The organism is Mesorhizobium sp. WSM4813, from assembly GCF_055811555.1.
In genome coordinates, this window is the sequence record NZ_JBVVQU010000001.1 from 32,395 (window position 1) to 51,758 (window position 19,364).

Genomic DNA, 19,364 nt, shown 5'->3' on the forward strand with positions numbered 1-19,364 from the left:
GTCCGATAGACCTACCAGAGCTGGTGGCACTCACGCTCTCGGAGCGCCTTGGTCGAACTCTTGCCGGGCCAGTCCAAGGCACACCGCACTCACGCATGGCTGCCACACAAGTTACGAAACGCTAGGCCCACTCCTTTGCCGACCGATGTTCCAAGAGATACCGTCTCGCTGCACTATGCCAGAAATCTCTTTGCCGACATGCCGCTCGAGCACCGGCCGCCACGGGACGAGCACAAACTCGCGCGATTTCTCGATAAGGGCGTATTTGCCGCTGGCGAGCTCAACTGAGCGGCGGAGAGTGCCTTGTACCCGGTCTCCGGGTCGCACTTCAGCATAGGACAGACCGAGCTCTTCCGAGAGCTGATCGGCAACACGGTTCAGTTCACGCTGGCGGAGGATCGAAATCATGTTGGCGCGATAGACGGTGCGGTCCTGCTCTTCATGCGCGAGACCCTGAGCAATCAGCCATTGCCGCCTGCGGGCTTGCGCCTCCCGCACCTCACGGCCAAAGCCGGAGTTGCGCAGGGCCTCCGGTGCATCGGAAACCATTTCCCGGTCGATCCAGGTGGCACCGTCGAACCCGATTTGCTGATCCAGCGGCATTGATGAGAGCTTGTCGACGACAACAGGCACAGCCATGGCTCGCTTGCGCTCGTAGTCGGTGACTTGGTCGAGATGGTTCGGCGCGATGATCCATGTGCCGTCGGCTTCGCGCCTGAGAGTGCCGGTCTCGCGGCGAATGGCTTCCAGACGACGCACATGGGTTTCGGCGAAGCGTTCGCTGGCAGACGGATCGTGCTTCAGGTGGATATCAACATTGTAGCGCCCGCCATGGACGGCAGCGATCTCGACGACGGTGCGGTCAACCTGCCTCGGCCCGGTATTTCTCGGCGTGACACGGACGATGCAGCCGTCGGGCGTTGGTTCGGTGGCCTCGCCTTTGCCGACATCGATGTAGTGGCTTTTCCCGTCCACCCCATCCACAATGAGGTAGTGGCGGTCGTTGATCTCGTCGGCAAGCCCGCGCGCCACAAGGCGGCCAACGAAAGGTTGCGCGAGCTGCCCGGATTGATCGTGGATCACACAGTCGGCTGCACTTCGGGATAGTCCTCTACCCGCAATGTCTCGGTGCATCGTCTTGATTATGTCACCGCGCTCGCCGATGCGCTGCAGTGTCGCTTCGAGCTCATCGTCGAGGCGCCAGCGGCCGGAGCTGATCTCCTCGGCCAGACCCATCCGTCCGAGCTTGCGCAGGCGGCCCTGGTGCAGGGTCTGTCGAAAGGCGTCGCGGCCGACCGGAGAAACCAGTCCGTCGCTGTCGCGGATGCTGAGCAGCTGCCGGTCGATGCTGGTGAAGCGCTCCTGCTCCATTTCCTGGCGCAGGCGGTGCTCGATCTCGCGATCGGTTCGTGGACCGAGATCGAGGCTGACCAGCTCGGCGGTCCGTTCGCGGATTCCGCTTGAGATATATTCCCGCGCGATGACGAGGTTCTCGCCGCGGTCGTCCTTGCCACGGACGATGATATGGGTGTGCGGATGGCCGGTGTTGAAATGATCGACGGCAACCCAATCGAGCTTCGTGCCGAGATCCTCCTCCATCTGCGCCATGAGCCGGCGCGTGAGTGGCTTCAGGTCGTCATACTGGATGCCGTCTTCGGGTGCGACGATGAAGCGGAATTGATGCCGATCGCCATCGGCACGATCAAGGAAGGCTTTGCCGTCGACGCGATCACTGTCGGCGTCGTAGAGCTCGCCAGGCGCGCCTTCCCGGGTAACGCCGTCGCGTTGGATGTAGCGCAGATGCGCACGCGCCCCACCCTGGCCTTTGCCGGCCAGCTTGACGACGCGCGCCTTGACCACCACCCGCCGCTGCCGGAAGGCAGCATACCTGTCGCGTGATTTCAGCAGCGCGGCGGCCGCTCCGCCGCGCCCTGCCCGGCTGCCGTTAAAGCGGCCGCCGCGCTGGGGCCGGCCGCCGGCTCTGTTGATCGCCGCCTGGACCTGGCTGGCGAAGCGTTTGCCTGCCTTCGAGCCGCGTGAGCCTATTCTGCCGAGCTTCGGCCTGAATTCGTCATCCTGCATCGTGGCCTCCCAGAATTTCAAGCAGTGTCAGATACTTGCGTGTCCCACACTCCCGGCTCTGCCAGCAGCCTCCGGGAAAAACGATGTGCAGACAAAGACTTCGCCGCCTCCTGGAGGCAATGCCTTTATCTTGCCTTACGCCGCCCTTCCGCTTTCCGGCTTCCGCACCCGCCCTTTCGGCCCCGCAAAACCGCGTCCCCGCTCGCCGAGTCACCCGCCATTCGGTTTCGTCCGAGCGCGATTGACGCGCAGCGGCACAAAGAGATCGCCTTTCGCTTCGCCGGCGCGAACGCCGTTACGAAGGAAAAAGAGCGAGCGGCCGGAGGGAGCGTTTTGGCTATTTGGCGCCTTGGAGTCCCCTTCGACTTGATCAATGTCGTCCGCCGAAATCCCCGTCCCCCTGAGCTGTTTGAGATAGGCAACCGTCTCCTTGGGCAGCGGCTTCCCACGATTCAAATGCTCTCCGTAGCGCTCGGGTCCTGCGTTATAGGCGGCAAACAGGCCGGGGAATCCGAAGCGGTCAAACATGGCGCTGAGATAGGCGGTTCCGGCGAGAATATTGTCACGCGGATCGTGCGGATCGGCTCCCAGACCGTGCTCGGCACGCATGTCCTCATACGTTTCCGGCATCACCTGCATGAGGCCCATTGCGCCCGCGCGTGAGGTAATTGGGCGGCCGTCGAGCATGGTCTTGCCGCCGCTTTCTGCATCCATGACGGCGTAAATCCAGGCCTGAGGAATACGGAAGCGTCTGCTTGCTTCGTCTGTGAACTCCTGCCACCTTTGAAGGTGCGGAATTTGGGAGATGGCGACCGGCTCAGCGCCGGTCGAGGCGGAACAGGCGCTTGGCGCAAAGGCGATCATGCCGAACATCAGCAGGGTCACTCGGTCCATAGCGGCACGAGCCTCCCGATGACATTTGCGCGCGGCACCGGCCCGAAGTAGCGGCTGTCGAATGACCGAATATCGTCGCTGCCGAGCAGGAACATTTCGTTGTCGGCGAGTGTCCGGCACCCGTTCCACCATGGCAGCGGGCGGCCTCGGGTATCCTTCGCCAGCCGTCGCGCGACGATCTCGCCTTCGATGATGATCGCGTCATTGAAGGCGCAGACATCGTCGCCCGGAACCGCGGCAAGACGTTTTACCAGCGGCACGTTGCGGGGCAGATAGCCGCGTTCGGCGGCGAGTTCGGCGAGCGATTCTGGCGGGCGGGCGAGCACCAGATCGCCCCGAGCCGGCGCTGCAAACCCGAGGCGATAGAGGCCGACGGGCGCGCTGGCAGAGGCGTTCAAGACCAGCCAGGGCCTTGGTTTGACGGTGCCGGCGAAGCCGATCACGGTCAGTCCAATCACGGCAGCGGCGATGGTTTTGCGTGCCTGGAGGCGCCGCAGGCGGCTGCCGATCAGACGGATGGAAGGGCGCCGGCTCATGCTCGGCCTCCCTGGCCGGCTTGGCCGGAACCGGCCTCACCACCCTCGTTACCGGCGTACTGCGGGTGTCCTTTCGACCATCCGTCGAGTTCGTCGATGTGGTAGCGGACATAGCGGCCGTGCTTGCGGAATTTCGGGCCGCTGCCCGTGAGCCGCATCTTTTCCAGCGTGCGCTGGGAGAGCCCGATATAGAAGGCGGCTTGGGCCGTGCTGAGAAAGGGACTGCCCTTTTTGGCGCGGGCCGCGCGTTCGTTTTCGTCGTCCATGGTGATCCTCGTTTCGCTTCGGACAAGCGAGGGCGAGGATGGGCGAGCGAGATCGCCTCCGGGACGGGCGAAGAGTCCGGGGGAGAGTTTTCGCCGCCTTTTCGGGCGGACGGGTTTGGCTGGAGCGCCTGGGAATGAGCCCCGCGCCGGCTGGGGCGCGAGGCTCGGGTCGGCCGATCAGTCGGCCGGGTTCCAGATGATGGCGTAGGTGTCGTCATCGTCCTGGCCGGCGGCGCGGCCGAGATTGGCGTAGAGCTTGCGCGGTCCGAACTCCGGCGCCGCAATAGACAGGCTCACATAGTCCTTGCCGGAGGTTTCGCCGGTGCGGATCCAGCCGGCGCCAACTTCGACCCCTTGCGTCAGCACCCGGAAGTCGGGATGGTTGTCGGCGCTCTTGGCCTGGTTGGGGACGATGTCGATGTCGGCGCGGACGCTGAGCGTCTTGAGCTGGCCCTTGTAGCCGCCGTTTTCCTGCTTGTTGACGTAACCGATCGCGGTCATTTCGAAGTCTCCTTTTGCTGTCGCCGGGGACCATCCCCTGCGATGGCGGACCGTAATGGGCGCGTCCGGACCGCCTGAACCCGACAGGGCCGAAGCGATAGCGGAGGACCCGAGCGGGCAGCTTTTTTGAAGCGAAGCGGCGCGAGGAAGCCGCCGCAGGCGGCGGGGAAAAAAGCTGATCGGCGAGGGTTTCGGGCGGCCGGATCCGCCCATAGGTCACAAGCCAGCCGCAGGGGAATGGTCCTTGAAGAGAGCAGGAGAGCATGGGAAACGCGGTCGCTACAGCCAGGCAGGAGGGGCGGGAATTTACAAGGCCTGCGGCTGATCAGGTGCCCACGCCGATCGAGATCGTGACCGCAGGTTGGGCGCAGATCAGGCATCGGGCGGGCGGACCGATCCATGGGGATCAGGAGTTTGCCGGCCTGGATTTTGGTGCGCGACGCGGGGCAATGGAAGCTCGAACATGCAGCCACTGCGACCGGGGTACAGTGCCGAAGGGCGGCTGCCGAGAAGCCGCGGCCGGCCGTGACGGGCTATTCGCAGACGAACAGCGACCTGACCAGTGCCCATTGATCGGCGGTTCGGAAGCCGCCTCGATCAGTGTAGCTTTCGACCGGGAATTTCATCCAGCACGGCAGCCAGGTCTCGACTTGTCTGCGGCGTTATCGCCCGAAAGAAAGTCGCGGATGATCCTCTTTTGCGTCTTCACCTTTTCGGCGACACTGCCGTCCGCGACATGTTCGCCGCCGACTTCGGCAAGCATGGAATTGGCAATTTCCTTGTCGCGCAACAGATCGAGAATGCGTCGTCCGGTTGCCAGCAAGCGCCAATGTCGACATTCAGATGCTTGCCGAGCGCCTCGATGACGGCGCTGCCAGCTTCAAGTGTCTCGGCCATGACGATGCTGAGAACGCGCACGACATGATCGTCGCGGAGCGCCAGGAGCCGCGCGAAGATGCTTGCCGTGCCGAGGTCGTCGCCATTGCCGCAGCGATTGTGCCATCCTCATCCGGTTGCCCAAGCAGCGCCAAGACCTCGCGCCGTTTTTCGGCGAACGCGGCTTCCGCCCTGCTTCCGGCGAGGCTTGCGGCCACGAGCTCGCTGCAAGCGCGCTACGGTTCGCGGCGAACCTGCCACAGGCCGGAACCGGCTGTCGCATGCGCCACCATCAGGCGAAGTGCTTCGCTCGGACGGTCGAGCAGCCCCAAGCGCACGCCTCTCTGATCAGCCGTGAGAACGTCTCCCATTGCGACACTTCGTCGGAGTCGAGGCGGGCGACGTTCTCGATCAACGAGGCTTCGAGGGCATCGGCGTCCTCGCCAGCCTCCATGATGGCGCAGGGCAAGGGATCGGCTGTACTTCACTCGTCGGCGAGCGATTTCGCGGCGAAATAGCGCGCCGTCCGGCGACGATCTCGAAGCTTTCCGGCGAGCCGTTGGGCCGCACCAGAAGCGGCACGAGGACGCCGCGCGCGCGGACGGACGGCAGAATGTCGGACAGGTCGGGCGCGCGTTTTCCGTGGCGCATGTTGAGGCCGGAAATATTCAGTCGGTCGAGCGGAATATGGGCAAGCTTCCTGTCTTTCTCCTTCGTTTGGGGTGCGATTGTCCCCGCCGGGGAGACCGAAGGCCGATGCGGCGGGGACGGGTTTGCGCCTAGCGGCGCTCTGGCTCCGCCGCGTCTGGCGGAAGCTCGGAATGGGATTTGGCAAGTGCTTCCGCTGCCTGCCGCAGAAGCCGCTCGACTTCGGTGATCTGGCCGGCGCTGCGCGCGGCCTCCGCATAAACGGACAGCGGAAAACGCGCTATGAAATAAAGGTCGCGCTCGATGCCCAGTCCGAGCGGACCCTTGATGGATTCGAGTTCGGCAAGGCTGACGCTGCCGAGTTCAGGGAAGCCGAAGCCGAGGTCGCAAAGGCCGAACAGCGTGTCGCCGTCTACATCGAGTTCGGTCAGGAGCCAGATCGCAGGACCGGCCGGATCGAACAGTTTCACGACCGGTGCGTGGTCGGTTTCGGTGTCGGCAGCGCCGTTGGCGAGGAGCCGGGCGCGCAGTTCATCGGTGATCAGGATCATTGCGGAATTCCCTTCAAGACGGTTCGGGCTGATTGAGTGCGGCTTTTTGAAACAGGCGGATACGAGCGGCTGGTGCGCCGCGCGCGGGCGCGCATCGGCGCGCCGTCAGAGGCGCAAGGCGCTCGCGCATGGCGATGGATCGCGCTCACGCGGCGATCTCGGCATGCGCCTCACCTTCGATCTCGGCATGCGCCTCACCTTCGACGTCCGCATTGAGGCCGAGCAGGAAATCGGCGGCTTTCGAGGCATGACTGGCGGCGCGGAAAATGGCGCGATTGTCCTCGCGCAGCACCTTCAGCCATGAGCCGATATAGTCGGCGTGGCGCACCGTCGGCTCAATGCCGAGACTGCTGCAGACGAAAGCCGCTGCGATTTCGGCGACCAGTTCCTCGCGCGCATAGGTTCTGGAGCCGAATGAGCCTGACAGGTCGCGCGCGAGTCGCGTCGGGTGGCCGGTCCAGTGGCCAAGCTCGTGAAAGCAGGTGCGGTAGTAGTCGATCTGGTGGAAGAAAGCCGGCTGGGGCGGCACCTGGATGGTGTCGCTGCCCGGCATGTAGAAAGCGCGATCGCCGCCAATGCGAAAATCAGCACCACTTGCATGAATGAGCGCCTCGGCTTGCGGGACGATCTGGCGCGCGGGCAGCGGTTCGGCGGCGGCATAGAGATGTTCGGGCAGGTTATCGCACTGCGCGACATTGAAGACGGTGAAGCGCTTCAAAAAAGGCACGGCCTGCGGCTCATCGCCATCGGCCTTGGCCCGTTCCTTCTCGTCCTTTGGGACAAAGCGATCGGCATGCACGATGGTGGTGCCGTGTTCGCCCTTCCTGACATTGCCGCCAAGGGAAAGCGCCTGCCGGAAAGTGAGCCAGTTCTGGCTGGGGTATGAGCACTCGACGACCGCGCCCCACAGGATAAGGATGTTGATGCCGGAATAGGCGCGTCCGGTGGCAGCGTTGCTGGGCAGGCCTAGGATCGCTTTTGCCCTGCCCCACGGCTTGACCCATGGCACCGTGCCCCGCTCCAGTTCGGCAATGATGCGGTCTGTGATTTCCTGATAGAGGCTGGCGCCTGAGCGCCCGCCCTTGCCCGCGCCAGCCCCTCGGCTGCCGGAACGCTTGTTGTTTGCACGCATTGTCTGGTCCTCCATTCGCCAATCGCGCCCTCCCCGGAAGCGGGGTGGGCGGCGAAAGCGACCGGAAAGGCCCGCCGTAGAAGGCGGACCGCATCCGAAGGACCGGAACGAAGAGGAGGACCCGGAGCGGCAAGCGGAGGGTTGCGGGATGCCGCGGCTGGCCTAGAAGGGAGTGCCGCCCACCCCGTGCCACCGGGGAAGGCCACCACAAAAATCGACGCCGGCGGCTGGCCGGCGACCGTCAGCAGCCGACAGGCTGCCGGCGTCAGGGGGCGAAGCCGGATGGCCGAGACCGCCTGAGCCTGTCGAAGAAAAGCGGGCTCGGTGCACGAGCACCCGGCGCGCGCCTTCAGGCGCGCGGGCGCTCAGGACTCTGGTCCCGAGAGCAGTTGATGCGGTCAAAATGCCCATTTTGCAGCTGTGGAAGACTGAACCTTGGCGTTTGCGCGCACATCGGCGATGCAGCTTCGCAGCCCGGCCGTCTCTACCACCCCGGCTATCACTTCGTCGCCGACCACCAACGCCGGCGTGCCGGTGATGTACAGCTCGTTCGCGAGCGCGCGATCGCGTGCGATGGCTTCGGTGATGGCCGGGCCGTCCATATCCCGCTTGAGCTGCTCAACATCGAGGCCGACACGTGCCGCAATGACTAGGGTAGTTCTTTGGTTCACCAAGCCGGGAAAAGCAAAAAGGGCGCGATTGAACGCCTCATATTTGCCCTGTTTGTGGGAGGCGAGCGCCGCACGCGCGGCGAATTCGGAAGCGGGTCCCAGGACCGGGAGCTGTTTACGCACAATCCTCAGATTGGGATCATGCTTGAGGGCTTGCTGGAGAATGAGGTCCATTTCCTTGCACAGCGGGCAGTTGTAGTCGAGGAATGAGACCAGGGGGACGTCGCCCTGCGGATTGCCGGCGACTGGCGAGGCGAGGTCGTTGAGGAGTTCGTCGCGATGCTGCGGAATGAGTCTCCTCAAGTCCGCCGCGAGCAAGGCGTTCATCTCCGAGCCGTTGCAGGTCGTCAACCTATCTGGCTGTCGCCTTAGCGTTCCCAGCACGGACAGGGCGAGGACTAAAAAACCGATTACGGCGACAAGGACGGCGTTTTGCTTTGACATGGGTCGGGCTCCAATCAGCCGTTAACGGGGCAGAAACGGCTGGCCTTTTGGCGTGAAAGTTGGTCGTCGCTTTGGATCGCGTGCCCGGCAGTTCCCGCAGTATCGGCAGTCGCGGGGGGGGCTCACAATGTCGATGCCGGCGCCATCTGGCGGTTGCTTTATGACGGCTTCGCTCCAATGGGCTGACTGCAATAGCTGAGCGGCGTTCGCGAGTTGCCAGCCGAGACCACTGGTCATCACGCCGGGCGATCTGCCCTTCAAAGCCCGAGCGCCGAAGGACCCGCTCGTGAGAGCCTTTGCCAATTGTCCATCATCCGGCTCGCCTGCTCCGGGCGACAACGAGCCTTCCCACTGCGTTGCCGAGAAAAATGGTCAGCACACGGCACTCCGACACAAAGTGGTCGACGCGAAGAATAAGCGTCGCGCCGGCAGCTGGGGCGGTCGGAACGACAAAGAGCGCCGCAGCCAACGTGAGGAGGCCCGCACCGGTAATGCGAGTTGTTCCCTTCGAAGAGAGCAAGGCGACGAAGAGCAGCAGGATCCGACCGCCGATCGACAGATCCGTGTTCGTCGCCTGGGCGAGGAAGAGGGGGGCCAGCGTCATGTAGATATTGGTGCCGTGCAGATTGAATGAATAACCGGCCGGGATGCCGAGGCCCACGACCGAACGCCTGGCGCTCGCCCCTTCAACGGGCGCGGCCCTCATCAGAATGCCGACCAACTTGAACACCGGCGCGAGGAGCGCCTGAAGCAAAGAAAGCACAGGCTTGCCCGTGTCGCCGACCATCGCCAGAGCGATGCCGAACAGCACCGAGAAGAACAGGACCTGCAGGATGTCGCCTTCGGCGAAGGCACCAACGATTGACGGCATCAGCAAGCCGGTCACGAACTGCTCGTGGATCTTCGCCGCATAGCCCTTCACGGCCTGGACATCGAGCGAGGCTGGATTGATGTTGAGGCCGGCACCTGGCTGAACGACATTTGCGACAATGAGACCGACAATCAATGCGAGGCTCGAGAAGGTGAGGAAATAGATCATTGCCTTGCCGGCGACCCGGCCGACCTTCTTGAGATCGTTCATGCCGCCGATGCCGGTTGCAATTGTCAGGAAGATGACAGGCGCGGTGATGATCTTTACGAGCTTAATGAAAGCATCGCCGAGCGGCTGCAGAGCCTCTCCGGTCCCCGGATATAAAAAGCCAACAGCGACGCCAAGGGCGACGGCGGCAAGCACCTGAACGTAAAGCCGCGCAATATGGGGCTTACGAGGCCCGGCGTTCGCGCTGTGGACTTGTGGAGGCAACACCGTTTCTCTCCCTGCCGGATCGGGGCGGGCTCTTCCTCGCTTCAAGCCCTCTCACTAGCGGCGCTCCGGTCGAACGCTGCTGCCATCTCGGGCGCAAGCGCCGTGCCAAGCAGCGGCGGCGCGATAACGCGCAGGACCTCTCACGCAGTGCCGCATTCGCCGCAGGCGCGTGCTCTCTTAAAAACAAGGGCAGACCGTCGGCGGACATGCGGCCTGGCAGCGGCCGAAAGGTCGTCGAGGCAACCTGTTTGCCTTGGTGGCTGCGATCGGGATCTAGATGGTCAACATCTGGCTATGGCTATGTCCAAGCCATCGCCCAGTCGGCTGAGCCTGTCGGATATCAAACACCGCTGTGAACAGGCGATCACTATCGCGATCCGTATAGTCTGGCGCTCCACAGATGGAGTAATCGACCGGCCGGGTTACGGCATGGGCCCTGAGCTGCCTCTTCGCGCGCGATCGTCGTTCTGGCCGCACCGCCCGCGAGCCACAATAAGTCTGTCCCGCCCCTTACAATAATTCATCAAGGCGTCTACCTCGGCAATCACCAGATCGGGCGTGATGTCGAACTTGCAGCGGACTTTGACCGGACAGCGCCGCACTTTGTCCAGACCACATCCCCGACATTCAATAACGCTCATAAGCATGCTGACCAGTGGACCACGGAAACCCCAAATTTCCGGTAGATGTGACGCGGTGAAAATTCCCACAGTAGGGCGGCCAAGCTGGGCAGCGACATGCCCAGTGCCTGAATTGTTCGACACCACGAGCGCGGCCGAATTCATGAGATGATTGAATTCCAATTCTGACAAGTCGACAGCCGTTCGAATCTCCGCGGCCCCACGGTCGCGAGCTGTCATCGCGACCTCCTCAAGCGCTTCCCGGCTTTCGCCACGGCCGACGAGGATCACCTCACGACGGGTAGAAAGAGCAGCGACAAGTTTGCCAAAGTTTTCGATCGGCCAATCGCGCAGGCTGGAATTCGAAAACGGAGCCACGACGATCGGGGACTTGCCTTCTGTCGAACTCTGTCGGCGGCCGGCTTCACTTTCTGCGTCGAAACAGGCCGCTGTCTTTGCGACCAGAAAGAGGAGAATTTCCGACACATGCTGGAGACGTATCTGCTTACGGTCAACGAACCAATCAAGCCATGTGCGAGGGAATTTGTCGGCGATCCCTATTTTTTGGGCCAGCTTGTAGAGGATGGTTCTGCGCAATTTCAGATCGAATGGCGCTATCGCAATATCGATCTGATGCATTCCGTAAGGATCAACTATCGCCGCACGATGCCTGGCGGGGACTTCGAGCAAAATGGGCCTTGTCTCATCCGGGACACGCATATCAATGGCAAGATCAAACTCGCCGGTCAGCAGCGGCCGTATGTCGGCCGCTTTCTTGCGGGTATCGACCTTCGGGTTGCGAGGAAAGAAGTCAAAAGCAACGTAATCGTCGGCGAGGTTGAACTGTTTTGCAGTGTCGATGTTCCAGCTTCCGACCACCAGCGTAATGTGGGCTTGCGCAAAGCGCTGACGCAGGTCCATCAGGGGCGCTAGAGACATCCAAAAGTCCCCGACACGATCAAGCTTAAGCGCCAAAATTCTCATCTTGGCGCTTGACTGTTCCGACTCCTCCCAGCTGCGGTATATAATTTGATTGCCGTCGCGCTTTGTAAAGTATCCCATTGCCATTCCGAAGGTTATACGTATAACACTGCTAGCCCAGTTATGTCTGTGTAGGTTGGATTGCTTGCCGTCTTATCCGCGTGAACAAATTAACGCGGCAAACGACTCTGAAACGACTGGTGATTTGCAGTGTTCGCGGCTGCGAGTGAAAGAGGAGTTCCGGCGTCAGCCCCGGTCAGTCCGGAAGCTTTGCCGACCAGCGACGGCAATGACGGGCGGAAAAATGGGCTGACGAATTTCTTTGCGGGAAGAGGCAGGTGCGGACTGGCCTGAATGAGTTAGGGGTAGGTGACGCCGGCCGTTCAACGGTTCTGAGAGGGGAAGACTCCGCTAAGAAAGAGAGGTCGGACTATTCGAAATCGTCGGCCTGGCTGCAACTCATTCCCAGGACAATTCCAGCGCACGTCTGAGCTCATGCAAAGATTTTCCCCTTTCGGGTCCCTTTTCACGCGACAGAGGCAGGGACGGTCGATGCGTGCCGGTGCTGAGGTCAATGCGAGATTCCGGAAGGTTGAGAAAATCGTTTGTTTCGATGAAGCCCTTCCACGCCATGGATAGATGGCTGCCAAGTTTGCGGCCACAATACAGCGGAGCGGTAGCCTAGCCGCTCCGGTGCGCGCTCACTTTCGAAGCGCCCAGCACCATCTCGGCATCGAGCACCTCAGGAAGTACCCGGCAGCGCCGCCAAATGGCGGCGCATTTCCCGCACAGGCGCGACTAGACGCCTCTCCTGTTTCCCCAGAGCAAAACGTGCAACTGCGGTAACACGCGTGCTTCGAACCACCTGTCGTGTGTCACCTTTTCCACAAGCCACTCCATGCGCTTTATTATTCCGTCCAGGTCGACAGGTGCGTCTTCATTGCCAGGGCGCGGTGGCGTGTGATTGCCGGGTTGCAGATAGACCGGAAGGTGCGGAAATCGCGCCGCGGCGTCTTTGGCGTAGGCGTAGTCATTCTCGTCGAAAACAACGAGCTTGAGCACGATTTGCGGCTTCTGCTGCGCCGCTTCTATGCACGCCTGGAATGCAGCCCAATCGGTACTCATTTCGCTTGACGGCGGCTTTGGGCTGAGAACCAGCACATCAAGATCCGCAAACCAGTCGCTGACCACCGAACCTTGGGTTTCCAGCGCAAAACGGTAACCTTCACCATGGCCTCGCTCGATCAGCGCACCGAAGGGCTGAATGGCCGGATTGCCGCCTGACAGCGACACCATCACTGGCCGGCCACCGGAAAGCCCAACGACGCTTTGCCACACCGCATCGATTGGCATCATCTCCCATTGGTGGCGGAATTGACTGTCCACCGCATGGAGGCTGTCGCACCAGGAGCACCGGTAGTCACACCCGCCGGTTCTGATGAAGACTGTAGGCAAACCGATGAGCACTCCCTCGCCCTGGATCGTGGGCCCAAATATCTCGCTCACACGGATTGCGGGACGCGTGTCCGTCACGGCCGGTATTCCGCCCAGGTTTTCGGGGTTTCGCTCACCCGCACGGCCGCGGTTTCCGGCAGACGTGCCTTGCACCATTCATAGAAATGTCTGGCCAAGTATTCCGCCGTGACTTGCTCATGTCCCAGCACCTCGTTGAGGTGCCGATGGTCGAGGCTCTCGTCGATATAGCGTTTGAGCGGCGCCAGATCGTGATAGTCGCGCACGAAGCCGTGCGCGTCCAGATCCTTCGCCGAAAGTTCCACTTCGACGATGTAGTTATGCCCGTGCAGGCGCGCGCACTGATGATCCGGCGGCAAAGAGGTGAGCTGGTGCGAGGCCGAGAAGTGGAATTCCTTGGTGATGCGGAACATCAGGCGCTTCTCCTCCGCAGCGCCTCGAGCCAGAAGACAGGGTCTTGGTAGTCGGTAGGATCAGCGTGCCCCGCGAGATGAAACGCCTCGCGCCGCTCCACGCAGGTCCCGCACCGTCCGCAGTGACGCTCGCCGCCCTTGTAACACGACCAGGTCTCCGCAAATGGCGTTCCGTGTCTTGCTCCATCCCGGACGATGTGGCCCTTCGTGAGGTTGACGTAAGGCGTGTAAAGGCGAATCTCTGCGTAGCCTTCCAGCGCGCGGTCTTGCATCATCTGGAAAGCTTCGATGAAGGCCGGACGGCAATCTGGATAGATGAAATGGTCCCCACCATGGACGGCCATCGCCACCGCTTCGGCCTTGTGCGCGGTGGCGAGACCGAAGGCAATTGCCAACATGATGGCGTTCCGGTTCGGCACTACCGTGATCTTCATCGTGTCTTCGGCGTAGTGGCCGTCCGGCACGTCGAAATTATCGGTGAGCGCTGAGCCGGAAAGGCCGCGGCCGATTTCGGGGATGTTGATGATCTGGTGCGTAGTGTTCAGTCGCTCCGCGCAGAGAGCGGCGAAGCCCAATTCTTTCCTGTGCCGTTGGCCGTAATCGAAAGACAGGAGGCCGGCGAGCTCGTGCTCCGCTGCCACGCTGTGAGCAAGGGAAACGGAGTCCAATCCGCCGGAGCAGATGACGAGAGTCTTCATCGTGGTATCCTTGTTTTGACCGGGTAAGGCTGCGACCGGAGATTTCTCTGCGCTCCCCCTACCCCAGCGAGTCAACTTTGTGAACCCGGTGGAGTCTGATCGCTGACGTGCCGTGGCGCACCGGGCGCCAACAGCGGGCTCTTTCATGGATGTCCAAACCCAAGCATATGCTCAGAAGGACAAATGCGAAGCGACTCGAGGCATTGCTGGGAAAGAAGCTGACCTATCCAAATCTGCGTTACGGATGCTTGCATAAGCCACACGCGAAATTGGCGAATAACGAGGAAGGAACGGAGTTCGTTAACGGCGGGAGTGCAGAAGCCCAAATTCAAGGACAGTGCGCGCGCCCCGCTTCAGGATCAGTTCGATCTGGAACACGAATCCGCCGTTGCAATCACCCCTATATTGCGCGCAATAGCCTACATGGCGTTGGATGAACTGGATTTGGCGATTTTCCAGATGGCGGTCGAAAGCGTCCGCTCACTCTCCCTAAGCTTCAACGAAAAGGCCGCAGAGATAGCCACGAGGAGCCACGGTGTCCTGGTTTTCGACGTGCGGGTCGATGGTGACTCGGAGGTCCAGCGGATCGCAGCCATCCGATATCGAGCCGACCAGACGGGCGTGGTCGCGTTGGACAGACAAGGCCTTGTTACCCGCTCTTGCATGGTCAATGGCACTTTCTCACATTTCATTTCGCCATTGGAGAACTGGGCCAGCATGCCCCTGTCAATGCAGGCCAAGATCGATGTCACCGTCCATGCCGGTCTCTTCCTAGGCGCCTTGCGAAATGCCGGTCATATGCTTGGCAGCTAGCATATGACCGGAATGCATCTGCGGATTTTTGGCTCCACCTGCGCGTCCGAGCGGCCGGCCACCGAGGCTCTGTGGCGCGCGGATGTGTCCGGGGAGAGCGCAACGATCTGCTGCACACGTTCAAATATACCTCACGTGCACGAGCCGCGCTCATTAGTTACCTTCTCCTTCACGTTACAGGGATTGCGCGAAAATATTCCGCCGGTGCGCCTGCTTGGCGGTTACGCCGCGCTTCTGCAGTTAATCGAGCAGGAAAATCGCGCAATCAGTGGAGATCCACGAGAACTGGCTTGAGGCGACCCGCTACCTCAACATGGATCATCTGCGCGAGCACAAGAAAGAGAACCTGAGGGCACTGGCCGCCTGAGACGCGGCCCGCCATGTCCGCCGCTCCGCTAACACGGGGGCTGCGCGGCGGACACGCCAACGTCACCGCTAATGCCACGCCATCTTTGCAGAACATGACGCACACAACTAAAGGGACGGCATGGCCGACATCGCCGCGACGCGTCGCTCTTAGGCCTACGGCAGCGTTGACCATGCCAGCACTTCTTAGATGGGAGCATGAATACGAACCCCGTTCGGCGAGCTATTGCGCGATTCACCATTCGTTCACTTTGTTAGCGCACGTTCATAAGCGGACATGTTGGTGTAGCTCGTACGTGCCCAAAGCCCCGGCGCATCGACCCAGCGCCGGGGCTTTTTTGGTACCAGAAGGCACCGCTGAGAGGAGCAATCGTCCAGCGGTGCAGGACTTGGCCGCTCTGTGAACGATCCCTGAGTTGCTGCTTTTTTGCGGCGTAAGAAATCCGGGGTTTTACGGCGTCCAAAAACTCGGGTGTCTGCGGCGGGGCGCGCCATTTGGCGTGGTAACGCCGGAATTGCGGATTGCACCTAAAAACTTCCTGGGCCCAGGTCGTGCGGGGGAATCGACCGGAATAGTCGTAAGCTTCGCACTACGCCGTCCGGCCAGCATATCAACCGTGCGTAGCGCCCGCCGGCAGGAGCATTGGTCAGGCTGAGCATCGTTAAGCGCTACGCCGACAGGCCGAGAACCGGTTGCCATAATACAGGTCCGTTCAGACGTCCCCTCCAGCGGATGCGCTTGAGGCTAGCGTGGGAAATCTCGAGAAAACCGGCGACCGCCTCCGTGTTACCAACCGGCTTCGGCTGTCCGATGCGCGTCAACGGCCACGTTGCGAGACGCAGGATCCGTTCCATGCGCGTATCGGTCACTGTCACAATCCGAGTGAGATTATTCGCCAAGCCGAATTCGATCATGCCGGCGAAGAGCTCGTATGTTGCTTGCGCCAGTCCGCCAGACTTAGGCGCTGATGGAGGGAGATCGAGTGCGAAACGACTGCTCTCCCAAATGCGGGCACTCGCGGGCGCCGCAGTCTCACCCAGCAGCATCGGAAAGGTATCGCGCAACATTGTCGGTCCGGTAGTCGGTAAAAGACGGACGCAACCGCAAATTCGCCAGTCGGATCCCTTGAGAAGCAGATAGACGGGGTTCAGGCTGTCAAATGCGTCTGTTTCCATCTCGCTTTCGGTCTGAACTTCCCAATCCAGCCTTTCCTTGAAGACCCGATGCCTGAGCCCGTGCATTTCGTTGAGCTCGTTTGGAAACTCGCCGTAGAGTTCAGGTGTTATCAGCTGCATCATCTGTCGCCTCCGTGCAGGATGTGTTCCCGCTATCGAAGAGCAAAGCCGACATTGATGCAGCCTGTAGACCTTTACAGCTTTCCAACAAAAGGAGGTCAGGATCTCCACTGACGGGAAGCAGTCAGCCGCGCTATGCCCTGGTTTATGGTTCGCACGCCAAGCTTTGCCTTGGCGTTTTCCAGATGGAAGGTCACGGTGCGTTTCGAGACGCCGAGGATCTGGCTGATATCCCAGGCGGACTTACCGCGCGCCGCCCATTTCAGGGATTCGAACTCCCGCGGGGTCAGCGTTATGCCATCCACCACGCAATCTTCGGCGAGCTGGCGCCGGGCATGTATATGAAAGTTGATTGCGACCAGCTGCAATGCTTTTTCGTAGCGAGTGAGTGACCGCAAGAGAGGCGGACGGGACTGGTCGGAAGCGAAGGTCAGCGCCGCAAACCGGCCGCGATGGTCATGCATGGACATGGTCAATCCGCCGCGAATGCCAAAGTGAGCTGCTTTTTCCAGGATTTCTTGCTGCGAGGCCGGCAGACACTGGCGGGGTCGATCCACGCCCCAATCAAAAGTATCCCAGCCTTGCAGCCCGCGCAGGATCACCGGATCATGGCTGTGGTAGCGCAGTTGCAGATAGTGCGATGTCCAGGATGAAGGATAATTTGAAATCAATCGCGGCGTCTGGCCGGAGACCGACGGGTAACTGAAATAGGCGAAGAGCGGAAAGTCGAAGCCGGCTGCGGCGGACGCCATCGCCTCATGGAGGTCGACCGCATCGACGCTTGCAGAGAGTTGCTCGACGAAGTTTTCGAACACGCGATACATCAGCCCTTTGCGCGACCTCCTCGAATGTTGCTCGATGCCAGGCGGAAACCTGGGTCTAAACGACTCTGCATCGATGCGACGCGGACGATTTGGTCGCCATCATCGCCGGCATTACTTTGCTGCTTCCCGGTGAAGCGAACCCCGTGCACCTGGCCGCTTACCAGCCGGGGATGTTGAGACGTTATCGATGAGCCGCGTGTCGCCGAGCCAAGCCGCGACAAGCAAGCGTGCTGGCCGGTCAAGCCTTGCTAGCGGCTGCAGGTCTGTTTCGCCGCGAAGTTCCAGGTACTCGACCTCGCGATAGCCTGTCGCCAGAATTGTTGCACGCGCTTCATCAAGCATGGGCAGGACAGGAGAGCCACGCGCAAGCCGCTCAGCCGTCTCGAGCAAGACCGAAGCCAGCTTTGGGGCAATGGCGCGTTCTGCTGGCGAGAGCCGGCTATTGCGCGACGATAGTGCAAGACCATCGGTTTCGCGGACTGTCGGACATGCGATCACCGTGATCGGGATGTCAAGGTCCCGGACCAAGCGCCTGACAAGCTGAAGCTGCTGGAAATCCTTTTCGCCAAAGAAGGCGAAGTCAGCGCCGGTCTGCAGGAAGAGCTTGGCCACGACCGTCGCCACGCCATCGAAATGGCCGGGCCGGAAGGCGCCGCACGCCCTCGCTGAGAGTGGACACCGAAACGGCCGTGGCGAAGCCCGCTGGATACATCTCGTCTGCATCCGGTACATAGAGCAGATGTGCGCCTGTCGGCACGAGCTTGGCAGCATCTTCGTTTTCCGTCCGAGGATAGGCGGCAAGGTCGGCGGCACTGTTGAACTGCTTGGGATTGACGAACAGCGTCACGACTACCCGCTCGGCCTTCTGAAGCGCGGCCCGCACGAGACTCAGATGGCCTTCATGCAAGGCTCCCATGGTCGGCACAACGGCGACACGGGCGCCTGAGCGACGCCATCCCGCGGCAACAGCGCGGAGTTCGGCAACGGTTCGAACGATCGGCACGCTCATGTGACGTCTCCGGCCTTCGTCTCGTTGGCGTAGAGATGTTCGGCTGCCGGAAAGCGCCGTTCCCTCACGTCGGCGGCATAAGCCGCGATCGCCGCATCGGCCTGGTTGCCTAGTTCGGTGTAGCGTTTGACGAATTTCGGCCGGAAAGAGCCGAAAAGCCCAAGCATATCATCGCTGACCAAAATCTGGCCGTCGCAGGCCGGCGAGGCGCCGATGCCGATTGTGGGGACGGCGATCTCCGCAGTGATGCGCCGTGCGAGCGGCTCGGGCACTTTCTCCAGAACCACCGAGAAAGCGCCGGCTTCCGTGACCGCACCGGCGTCGCGCCTGATGCGCTCGGCATCGTCTCCCCGCCCCTGGACGCGGTAGCCGCCGAGAGTATTGACCGCCTGCGGCGTCAAGCCGACATGGGCCATGACAGGCACGCCGCGCGCGGCGAGGAAGCGGATCGTCTCGGCCATGGTCTGCCCCCCCTCGAGCTTCACCGCTGCACAACCGGTCTCCGCCATCAGGCGCGCAGCGTTGCGGAAGGCCTGCTCGGGGCTTTCTTCATAGGAACCGAATGGCAGGTCTACGACCATCAATGCTCGCACCAGACCGCGGCGCACCGCCTGGCCGTGCATGATCATCATGTCGAGAGTGACGCTCAGCGTCGACGAGAGGCCGTGCAGGACCATGCCGACGCTGTCGCCGACGAGAACGATGTCGCAGTGTCGATCGGCCAAACTGGCGATCGGCGTGGTATATGCCGTCAGGCAGACGAGTGGAGTCTGGCCTTTCCGCATCCGAACATCCAGCGGTGCAATTCCCTTTCGATCACCAGCTGCGCTCAACCCATCCCTCCTTCCCTTGCGTTACCCGCCGCGGGTGTCGCGTTTGGCACATTTTTGTGCAAGTGCGAAGAGCTAAAAATGGGGATGCAGCTGTGCGGTGTTGACGTGCGGACAGCCTCGCTTACATTAAA

At 61.5% G+C, this 19,364-nt stretch carries 20 protein-coding genes and 2 pseudogenes; 2 read left to right on the forward strand and 20 right to left on the reverse strand.

Going from position 1 to position 19,364, the window contains the following annotated elements; all coding sequences use genetic code 11:
- Positions 1 to 111 precede the first annotated feature (111 nt).
- From rlxS to queC, 16 genes and pseudogenes are all read right to left on the reverse strand, one after another.
- Positions 112 to 2,082: a relaxase/mobilization nuclease RlxS gene (gene rlxS, locus AC0L25_RS00160; protein WP_473491901.1), complete on the reverse strand. Its 1,971-nt coding sequence runs from the start codon at positions 2,080 to 2,082 to the stop codon at positions 112 to 114.
- Positions 2,083 to 2,292: 210 nt separating this feature from the next.
- Complete coding sequence (locus AC0L25_RS00165; RefSeq protein ID WP_473593705.1) at positions 2,293 to 2,976, reverse strand: lytic transglycosylase domain-containing protein; 684 nt, start codon at positions 2,974 to 2,976, stop codon at positions 2,293 to 2,295.
- Entirely contained in the window at positions 2,964 to 3,512 is a 549-nt protein-coding gene (locus AC0L25_RS00170) for a S26 family signal peptidase (protein ID WP_473491905.1), read from the reverse strand. The genes AC0L25_RS00165 and AC0L25_RS00170 overlap by 13 nt, the downstream gene beginning before the upstream one ends.
- Positions 3,509 to 3,778, reverse strand: a complete 270-nt coding sequence (locus AC0L25_RS00175; protein ID WP_473491906.1) for a helix-turn-helix transcriptional regulator — start codon at positions 3,776 to 3,778, stop codon at positions 3,509 to 3,511. Before AC0L25_RS00175 ends, AC0L25_RS00170 begins: the two co-directional genes overlap by 4 nt.
- 177 nt (positions 3,779 to 3,955) lie before the next feature.
- Complete coding sequence (locus AC0L25_RS00180; protein ID WP_065010508.1) at positions 3,956 to 4,279, reverse strand: DUF736 domain-containing protein; 324 nt, start codon at positions 4,277 to 4,279, stop codon at positions 3,956 to 3,958.
- 622 nt (positions 4,280 to 4,901) lie between these two features.
- Entirely contained in the window at positions 4,902 to 5,102 is a 201-nt protein-coding gene (locus AC0L25_RS00185; protein WP_473532471.1) for a hypothetical protein, read from the reverse strand.
- Between the two features lie 289 nt (positions 5,103 to 5,391).
- A complete protein-coding gene (locus AC0L25_RS00190; protein WP_473593706.1) occupies positions 5,392 to 5,526 on the reverse strand; it encodes a hypothetical protein in 135 nt (44 codons plus the stop codon).
- 40 nt (positions 5,527 to 5,566) lie between these two features.
- A complete protein-coding gene (locus tag AC0L25_RS00195; protein WP_473593707.1) occupies positions 5,567 to 5,806 on the reverse strand; it encodes a hypothetical protein in 240 nt (79 codons plus the stop codon).
- Between the two features lie 128 nt (positions 5,807 to 5,934).
- Positions 5,935 to 6,354, reverse strand: coding sequence for a DUF2958 domain-containing protein (locus AC0L25_RS00200; RefSeq protein WP_473593708.1), 420 nt, complete (start codon positions 6,352 to 6,354; stop codon positions 5,935 to 5,937).
- A 145-nt stretch (positions 6,355 to 6,499) separates the two neighbouring features.
- Entirely contained in the window at positions 6,500 to 7,486 is a 987-nt protein-coding gene (locus AC0L25_RS00205) for an ArdC family protein (RefSeq protein WP_473593709.1), read from the reverse strand.
- Between the two features lie 398 nt (positions 7,487 to 7,884).
- The gene (locus AC0L25_RS00210; RefSeq protein WP_473593710.1) at positions 7,885 to 8,601 is read right to left on the reverse strand and encodes a DsbA family protein; all 717 of its coding nucleotides are present in this window, start codon (positions 8,599 to 8,601) and stop codon (positions 7,885 to 7,887) included.
- 291 nt (positions 8,602 to 8,892) lie between these two features.
- A pseudogene (locus AC0L25_RS00215) lies at positions 8,893 to 9,907 on the reverse strand (cation:dicarboxylate symporter family transporter); the annotation flags it as partial.
- 422 nt (positions 9,908 to 10,329) lie between these two features.
- A complete protein-coding gene (locus tag AC0L25_RS00220; RefSeq protein WP_473593711.1) occupies positions 10,330 to 11,589 on the reverse strand; it encodes a glycosyltransferase family 9 protein in 1,260 nt (419 codons plus the stop codon).
- 717 nt (positions 11,590 to 12,306) lie between these two features.
- On the reverse strand, positions 12,307 to 13,041 hold the full coding sequence (queE, locus tag AC0L25_RS00225; RefSeq protein WP_473593712.1) for a 7-carboxy-7-deazaguanine synthase QueE: 735 nt from the start codon (positions 13,039 to 13,041) through the stop codon (positions 12,307 to 12,309).
- Entirely contained in the window at positions 13,038 to 13,394 is a 357-nt protein-coding gene (gene queD / locus AC0L25_RS00230; protein WP_065010611.1) for a 6-carboxytetrahydropterin synthase QueD, read from the reverse strand. The genes queE and queD overlap by 4 nt, the downstream gene beginning before the upstream one ends.
- Positions 13,394 to 14,092 (reverse strand): 7-cyano-7-deazaguanine synthase QueC, encoded by a 699-nt coding sequence (queC, locus tag AC0L25_RS00235; RefSeq protein WP_473523870.1) that lies wholly within the window; start codon positions 14,090 to 14,092, stop codon positions 13,394 to 13,396. Before queC ends, queD begins: the two co-directional genes overlap by 1 nt.
- Positions 14,093 to 14,515: 423 nt before the next feature.
- Between queC and AC0L25_RS00240 the strand changes: the two genes are divergently transcribed.
- A complete protein-coding gene (locus AC0L25_RS00240) occupies positions 14,516 to 14,905 on the forward strand; it encodes a hypothetical protein (RefSeq protein ID WP_473586349.1) in 390 nt (129 codons plus the stop codon).
- A gap of 3 nt (positions 14,906 to 14,908) precedes the next feature.
- Complete coding sequence (locus AC0L25_RS00245) at positions 14,909 to 15,199, forward strand: hypothetical protein (RefSeq protein ID WP_473491921.1); 291 nt, start codon at positions 14,909 to 14,911, stop codon at positions 15,197 to 15,199.
- A 741-nt stretch (positions 15,200 to 15,940) separates the two neighbouring features.
- Here the strand turns inward: AC0L25_RS00245 and AC0L25_RS00250 are convergent.
- The 4 genes and pseudogenes from AC0L25_RS00250 to panB all read right to left on the reverse strand — a co-directional run bounded on the left by AC0L25_RS00250 (position 15,941) and on the right by panB (position 19,233).
- Positions 15,941 to 16,570 (reverse strand): acyl-homoserine-lactone synthase, encoded by a 630-nt coding sequence (locus AC0L25_RS00250; protein ID WP_473491923.1) that lies wholly within the window; start codon positions 16,568 to 16,570, stop codon positions 15,941 to 15,943.
- A 95-nt stretch (positions 16,571 to 16,665) separates the two neighbouring features.
- Complete coding sequence (locus AC0L25_RS00255) at positions 16,666 to 17,391, reverse strand: LuxR family transcriptional regulator (protein ID WP_473491925.1); 726 nt, start codon at positions 17,389 to 17,391, stop codon at positions 16,666 to 16,668.
- Positions 17,392 to 17,502: 111 nt separating this feature from the next.
- A pseudogene (gene panC, locus AC0L25_RS00260) lies at positions 17,503 to 18,400 on the reverse strand (pantoate--beta-alanine ligase).
- Positions 18,397 to 19,233: a 3-methyl-2-oxobutanoate hydroxymethyltransferase gene (panB, locus tag AC0L25_RS00265; protein ID WP_473593713.1), complete on the reverse strand. Its 837-nt coding sequence runs from the start codon at positions 19,231 to 19,233 to the stop codon at positions 18,397 to 18,399. Before panB ends, panC begins: the two are co-directional and overlap by 4 nt.
- Between the last annotated feature and the right edge of the window lie 131 nt (positions 19,234 to 19,364).